The following is a 6,309-nucleotide window of genomic DNA, read 5'->3' as shown; positions in this document are numbered from 1 at the left end:
GTGACGACGGGGGAGGCGGCGCCGAGCTCGGCGCCGCCTCCCCCGTCGGCACATCCGCCGCCGGCCACCATCTATCAGCGACCGCGGTGACAGTTCGGCGGTCACGCCTCGGGCTGCGCGTCGTCCTCGGCGTCGGCGACGGTCAGCGGTAGGGCCAGGCTCTCCAGCGGCTGCTGCTCGGCCGCGACACCGAGCCACAGCTCCACCAGCCCGGCGATGGCCATGACGGCCGCGCCGATAAGGAAGGACCAGACCACCAGGCCGCGCTGGCCGGAGTTGATCAGCTGCCCGAAGAGAAGCGGGCCGGTGATGCCGCCGATCGCGGTGCCCACCGCGTAGAAGAACGCGATCGCCAGGGCCCGGGTCTCCATCGGGAAGATCTCGCTCACGGTCAGGTAGGCCGCGCTCGCGCCGGCCGAGGCCAGGAAGAAGGTCGCCGCCAGCACGGCGATGAACGTCCAGGCGCCGCCGGTGTTCGTGACGAACAGGATCGCGAGGACGACCGCCACCACGGCCGACCCGATGTAGGAGGCCGTGATCATGGGCTTGCGGCCGATCGTGTCGAACAGGTGCCCCAGCGCCAGCGGCCCGACGAAATTGCTGAGCGCCCACAAGATGAAGAACAGCGGGACCTTGCCAGACGGCACCCCGTAGAAGCCGCTGAGCAGCGTGCCCAGGTTGAAGGTCACGCCGTTGTAGAGGAACGCCTGCCCGATGAACAGCGCCAGCCCGAGGACGGCGCGGCGCGGATACAACGTGAACGCCACTCTGGCGATCTCGCGGAACGAGATGGTCTGCCGCTGGCGGATTTTCAGCTTGTCGCCCTCGGGCTCGGGCAGTGGGCGGCCCGTTTGGCGCTCGACGTCCTCTTCGATTTCGCCGACGATCCGCTCGGCCTCCTGGTTGCGGCCGTGGATGAACAACCAGCGGGGGCTTTCGGGGACGTTGCGGCGCACGAGAAGGACGAAGATCCCGAAAAGTGCGCCGATGCCGAAGGCCAGCCGCCACCCGATGTTGGCCGGGAAGTTCGAGGTGTCCAGCAAGACGAGGGCGCCGGCCGCCCCGGCGGCCGAGCCCAGCCAGTAGGTGCCATTGATCACCAGGTCCACGCGACCGCGGACCCGCGCGGGAATCAGCTCGTCGATCGCGGAATTGATTGCGGCGTACTCGCCCCCGATGCCGGCCCCGGTGAAGAAGCGTGCGAGGAAGAAATACCAGGGTGCGAACGCGAAGGCCGTGGCGACGGTGGCCACCAGGTACAGGGCGAGGGTGAGCATGAAGAGGTTCCGCCGCCCGAACCGGTCCGTCAGGTGCCCGAAGAACAACGCGCCCAGGCACGCGCCGGCGATGTAGAAGGCGGCCGCCATGCCGATCTGCGCGGCGTTGAGGTCGATGCCGCTGCCCTTCTCGGTGAGGCGGGACGACACGTTGCCGACCATCGTGACCTCGAGGCCGTCGAGGATCCACACGCCGCCGAGCCCGATGACCACGCGCCAGTGGAATCCCGACCACGGCAACCGGTCCAGCCGGGCGGGCACGTGCGTGGTGATGACTCCGGTTTGCGCGTTCGCGCTCATCTGGCTCCGTTCTGCAGCACCGCGGGGGGATCCGGCTCAGTCACGGTCAGGGCGCGACTCCTCCGGGGTCCAGGCGGGCGGTTGGCCCGGCTGGCCGGGAAACAGGAAATCGAGAAACGCCGCGGCCGTGGGCTGCGGTTCGTGGTTGGCCAGCCCCGGGCGCTCGTTGGCCTCGATGAACGCGTACTCCGTGCCGGTGACGTCGGGCACCAGCAGGTCGATCCCCGTGACGGGGATACCGATCGCCTCGGCGGCCGTGACCGCGACGCGGCACAGGTCCTGGTTCACCTGGGCGGTGACGTCGTGAATGGTGCCGCCCTGGTGCAGGTTGGCGGTGTGCCGCACCCGCAGCCGCATTCCCTGGGGCAGCACGTCGTCGAAACTCCAGCCCGCCTCCGCGACCGTGGATTCGGTCAGGTCGTCGAGCGGGATCTTTGACTCACCGCCCGTTGCCGCCGACCGGCGGCGGCTCTCGGCGACGATCAGGTCGCGCACGGTGTGTTCGCCGGTCCCGATGATCTCGGGCGGGAGCCGCAGGGCCGCCGCCACCACCCGGCCGTCGATCACGACCAGCCGCAGGTCGTCTCCCGTCACCCGCTGCTCGATCAGCACTTCGGGGTGCTGCTCGCGGGCCCGCGCCAGCGCGGCGGCGAGCTCGTCGGGGCCGTGTTCGACGCTGACGCCGACCGTGATGCCCTTGCCCTGTTCGCCTCGCGTGGGTTTGACGACGACCTCCCCCACCTCCTTGACGAAGGCGAAGTCGTCCTCGCCGAAGCTCGCCAGGCGCGCGCGGGGCACGGTGATGCCCGCGTCCGACACCAGGCGCCGCGTCAGCCGCTTGTCGTCGCACCGGCACATGGCCACCGCTGAGGTGAACTCCGACAACGACTCTCGAGTGACCACGCTGCGGCCGCCGTGGGTGAGGCGCATCTCGCCGGTCTCGGCGTCCAGGACCTCGACCCAGATCCCCCGGCGCAACGCCTCGTCGGCGATGATCCGGGCGTAGGGATTGAGGTCGTCGACGGTCTCCGGGGGCGGGCTGAACAGCGGCTCGTTGATGGCGTTCTTGCGCTTGATCGCCAGCACGGGGACGCGCCGGAAGCCCAGCTTCTCGTACAGGCGGATGGCCGCCGCGTTGTCGTGACCGACCGACAGATCCAGGTAGTCGCGTCCTGCGGCGCGGAAGTGCTCGGCCGTCGCCCGGGTGAGGGCCTCACCGATCCCGGGAATGCCGGCGGCCGGGTCGACGGCCAGCGTCCACAGGCTGGACCCGCGTTCGGGGTCGGAGAACAGCACCTCGTGGTCCACCCCGGTCACCGTCCCCACCACGGCGCCGTCGTCGTCGCGCACGGCAATCAGGTAGTTCACCGACTCCTCGTGCAGGTGGTTGTTCCAGATCGTGTCGACCGGCGCCGGGACCATGCCGCACCGCACGTAGACCCGGTTCATGGCATCGGCGTCGCTGGGATCGTTGAGCGTGCGGACCGTCACGCCGGGCGGCGACGCGGCCGGCTCGTCCGCGCCGTCGCCGGCGAACCGAAGTCGGTAGGTGTGGCTGGGGTCGATGAACAGCTCGCTGGGCGCCTCGGCGACGACGACGTGGGATTCGCGCGCGTAGATGCAGATGTCGCGGCGCCCCGGGCCCTCGCGCCGCAGCGCCTCGACGAGCTGGCGCGAGTCGGCGAACGTCTGGCCGAAGATGAGTCGCCCCCAACCCAATTCGAGCTCCACGTCTTTGGCCATCGCCTCGACCAGCTCCGGCGGAGACGCGTCGTGCAGGCCCAGCGTGATCGCCTCGGTGTGGTCACCGGATTGATCGGCGGGGCTCGTAGCGGTCATGCCGCCGGCCCCGTCACGCCGTGACGTTGCAGCCACAGCTCGAGCAGGGCGATCTGCCACAGCTCGTTGCCGCGCAGCGGCGTCAGCCGGCCGTTCGGGTCGGCCCCCAGCGCGTCCACCGCGTCGCTCTCAAAAAGCCCGCGCTCCTTGGCAATCGGCGCGTACAGGGCGTCGCGCACCAGGTCGAGGTAGGGGCCCTCGAGATGGGTCAGTGCGGGCACGGGGAAGTAGCCCTTGGGCCGATCGATGACCTCGGACGGGATGACCCGTCGCGCAGCCTCTTTCAGCACGCCCTTGCCGTCGTGGGCGATCTTCAACTCGGGCGGGCACGTTGCGGCCAGCTCGACCAGCTCGTGGTCGAGGAACGGCACCCTGCCTTCCAATCCCCAGGCCATGGTCATGTTGTCTACCCGTTTTACGGGATCGTCTACCAACATGACCGTGGTGTCGAGGCGCAGCGCGCGGTCGATGCCCGTCTCGGCGCCGGCACGGGCGAAGTGCTCGGCGACGAAGCGCTCGCTGGGGTCGCCCGGCGTGACCTTCCCCTGCGCCACCAGTGCCCGCACGCCGGCGGTGTCGCGGTCGAAGAACGCCGCGCGGTACTGCGCCACCGCGCCGTCGAGGGTGGCGGCCGCGGGCGAACCCATCGGCGGGTACCAGTGGTAGCCGGCGAACACCTCGTCGGCGCCCTGACCCGACTGCACCACCTTCACGTGGCGCGAGACTTCCTGGCTGAGCAGGTAAAAGGCCACGCAGTCGTGGCTGACCATCGGCTCGCTCATCGCGCCGATCGCGCCGTCGAGGGCGGGCAGCATGCGGTCGGTGCCGATGCGGATCTGGTGGTGGTCGGTGCCGAAGCGCTCGGCGATGATGTCCGACCAGCGGAACTCGTCGCCCTCGACGCCGCCCGCGGACTCGAAGCCGATGGAGAACGTCGCGAGCCCGGTCTGGCCGGCCTCGGCCAGTAGCCCGACGATGAGGCTCGAGTCGACGCCGCCGGACAGCAGGCAGCCGACCGGCACGTCGGCGACCAGCCGCCGCTTGACCGCGGTGCGCAGGGCGGACAGCACCGCGTCCTCCCAGTCGCGTTCGGACCAGTCCTTGCGGTCGTCGCTCCGGCTGAAGTCGGGGCTCCAGTACGTCGTAGTGGTCCGGCGGCCGTCGGGCTCGATGGCGACCAGCGACGCGGGGGGCACCTTGCGGACTCCCCGCAGGATGGTGAGCGGCGCCGGCACCACGGAGTGGAACGTCATGTAGTGGTGCAGCGCCACCGGGTCGATCCGGGTGTCGACGCCGCCGCCGGCCAGCAGCGCCGGCAGCGCCGAGGCGAACCGGATCCGGTGGTTGTCCTCGGTCAGGTAGAGGGGTTTGATGCCGAGCCGGTCGCGGCCGAGCAGAACGCGTCCGCTGTCGCGCTCGACGATGGCGAAGGCGAACATGCCGTGCAGGTGAGTCACGAAGTCGTCACCCCAGTGGTGGTACGCCTTGAGCAGCACCTCGGTGTCGCTGTGCGAGAAGAACCGGTAGCCGTGCCCGGCCAGTTCCCGCATGAGCTCCTGGTAGTTGTAGATGCAACCGTTCCAGGCGATGGTCAGGCCCAGCTCCGCGTCGACCATGGGCTGGGCGCCCGCCTCGGACAGGTCGATGATCTTGAGGCGACGATGCCCGAGGGCTACCCGGCCCTGTGACCAGGCACCCGCCGCGTCCGGTCCTCTGCGTTCCATCACGGCGGCCATCGCTGACACCGCCGCTAGGTCGGGGACCCGGCCGTCGAGTCGAACCTCACCGGTGGCTCCACACACCTACCTGACCCTACCCGGGGGCGCAGTGGCCCGCCCATTGCTGCCGGGTGGGGGCGCCTGGGGACAACCCGGCCGCTCGACGAGAAGGGTGCGCCGATTTCCGTTAATGTTCACCCAAGTCGGTGTTGACTCCCGCAGATCAGCAGGCGGAAAGAGGAAACCATGCCGCGCACGAACTTCCCTTTCCCCACCTGGCCGACCGCCTGCGGCGTCGCTATTCTCACGGCCGCGGCATTGCTCGGTGCGGCTCCGGCGTCGGCCGATCCCGTCGACGACGCGTTCGTCGCGGCCCTCGCCAACCACGGCATCACGGTTGCGGACCGCGGGAGCGCGATCGCGATGGCCCACAACATCTGCGGGGGTTTCGACAAGGGCCAGCCCTCCTCCGTGATGGCGATGAGGTTGGTGAGGGAAACCAGTCTCACGGCGAAGCAGGCGGGCTACTTCGTGGGGCTCTCGGTGTCGGCCTACTGCCCGCAATACAAGGGCGCGACCGATCCGTCGGTGATCTGGATGCTGCCGCAGTTCCCGATGACCCAGTAAATAAGCCGCGCGCGGCGGTATGGGACCAATGGCCGTTGGGCACGGCCCGCGTTCGTGGGTAAATGGTGTACAGACACCGAAAGAGGAACCCATGCCGCGCCGGAACGTCTCATCGGCCAAGTGGTCGACGGCCTGCGCCGTCGTGCTGTCGGCGACCGCGATGCTCGGCGCGGCGCCGGCGTCGGCCGATCCCGTCGACGACGCTGTCATCGCGGCACTGTCGAACTACGGAATATCCGTCGACGACCCCGCCGGCACCATCGCGAGGGCCCACGCGGTGTGCGCCGCACTCGACCGGAACCAATCGGCCAGCATTCTCGCGATGAAGGTCTTGAGGGAAACAGATATGTCCCCCAAGCAGGCGGGATTCTTCATCGGCGTTTCTATCGCGGCCTATTGTCCGGAACACCGGGGCGCCACCGACCCGTCGATCATCTGGATGCTCCCGGATTTCCCCTTCCAGAACACCCAGTGACCGAGTGGGTCTTTTTGCGGCTTTTGGTGACCAATGGCCGTTGGGTGAGGCCCGCGATCGTGGGTAAATGGTG

The 6,309-nt window shown here is 69.3% G+C and carries 5 protein-coding genes; 2 read left to right on the top strand and 3 right to left on the bottom strand.

Going from position 1 to position 6,309, the window contains the following annotated elements; all coding sequences use genetic code 11:
- Positions 1-101: 101 nt before the first annotated feature.
- Genes GPY60_RS23320 through GPY60_RS23310 form a run of 3 tightly spaced genes read right to left on the bottom strand, consistent with a single transcriptional unit; the run spans position 102 to position 5,218 of the window.
- The gene (locus GPY60_RS23320) at positions 102-1,577 is read right to left on the bottom strand and encodes an MFS transporter (protein WP_156690063.1); all 1,476 of its coding nucleotides are present in this window, start codon (positions 1,575-1,577) and stop codon (positions 102-104) included.
- Positions 1,578-1,613: 36 nt separating this feature from the next.
- Entirely contained in the window at positions 1,614-3,416 is a 1,803-nt protein-coding gene (gene ngg / locus GPY60_RS23315) for an N-acetylglutaminylglutamine synthetase (protein ID WP_156690062.1), read from the bottom strand.
- Positions 3,413-5,218, bottom strand: coding sequence for an N-acetylglutaminylglutamine amidotransferase (locus GPY60_RS23310; RefSeq protein ID WP_156690061.1), 1,806 nt, complete (start codon positions 5,216-5,218; stop codon positions 3,413-3,415). The genes ngg and GPY60_RS23310 overlap by 4 nt, the downstream gene beginning before the upstream one ends.
- Before the next feature lie 162 nt (positions 5,219-5,380).
- On the opposite strand from GPY60_RS23310, the gene GPY60_RS23305 reads away from it, so the two are divergent.
- Positions 5,381-5,761 (top strand): DUF732 domain-containing protein, encoded by a 381-nt coding sequence (locus GPY60_RS23305; RefSeq protein ID WP_156690060.1) that lies wholly within the window; start codon positions 5,381-5,383, stop codon positions 5,759-5,761.
- Positions 5,762-5,852: 91 nt separating this feature from the next.
- Positions 5,853-6,236: a DUF732 domain-containing protein gene (locus GPY60_RS23300; protein WP_156690059.1), complete on the top strand. Its 384-nt coding sequence runs from the start codon at positions 5,853-5,855 to the stop codon at positions 6,234-6,236.
- Positions 6,237-6,309: the final 73 nt, after the last annotated feature.

This window comes from Mycobacterium sp. Marseille-P9652, from assembly GCF_902652685.1.
Classification (GTDB): Bacteria; Actinomycetota; Actinomycetes; order Mycobacteriales; family Mycobacteriaceae; genus Mycobacterium.
The sequence above is the reverse complement of the archived record's forward strand: the minus strand, read 5'-3'. Positions and strand labels throughout refer to the sequence as shown.

Bases quoted from the DNA above. Each gene is read 5' to 3' on its own strand.
- ngg (WP_156690062.1), bottom strand. From the start codon at position 3,416: ATGACCGCTACGAGCCCCGCCGATCAATCCGGTGACCACACCGAGGCG.
- GPY60_RS23300 (WP_156690059.1), top strand. From the start codon at position 5,853: ATGCCGCGCCGGAACGTCTCATCGGCCAAGTGGTCGACGGCCTGCGCC.
- GPY60_RS23305 (WP_156690060.1), top strand. From the start codon at position 5,381: ATGCCGCGCACGAACTTCCCTTTCCCCACCTGGCCGACCGCCTGCGGC.
- GPY60_RS23320 (WP_156690063.1), bottom strand. From the start codon at position 1,577: ATGAGCGCGAACGCGCAAACCGGAGTCATCACCACGCACGTGCCCGCC.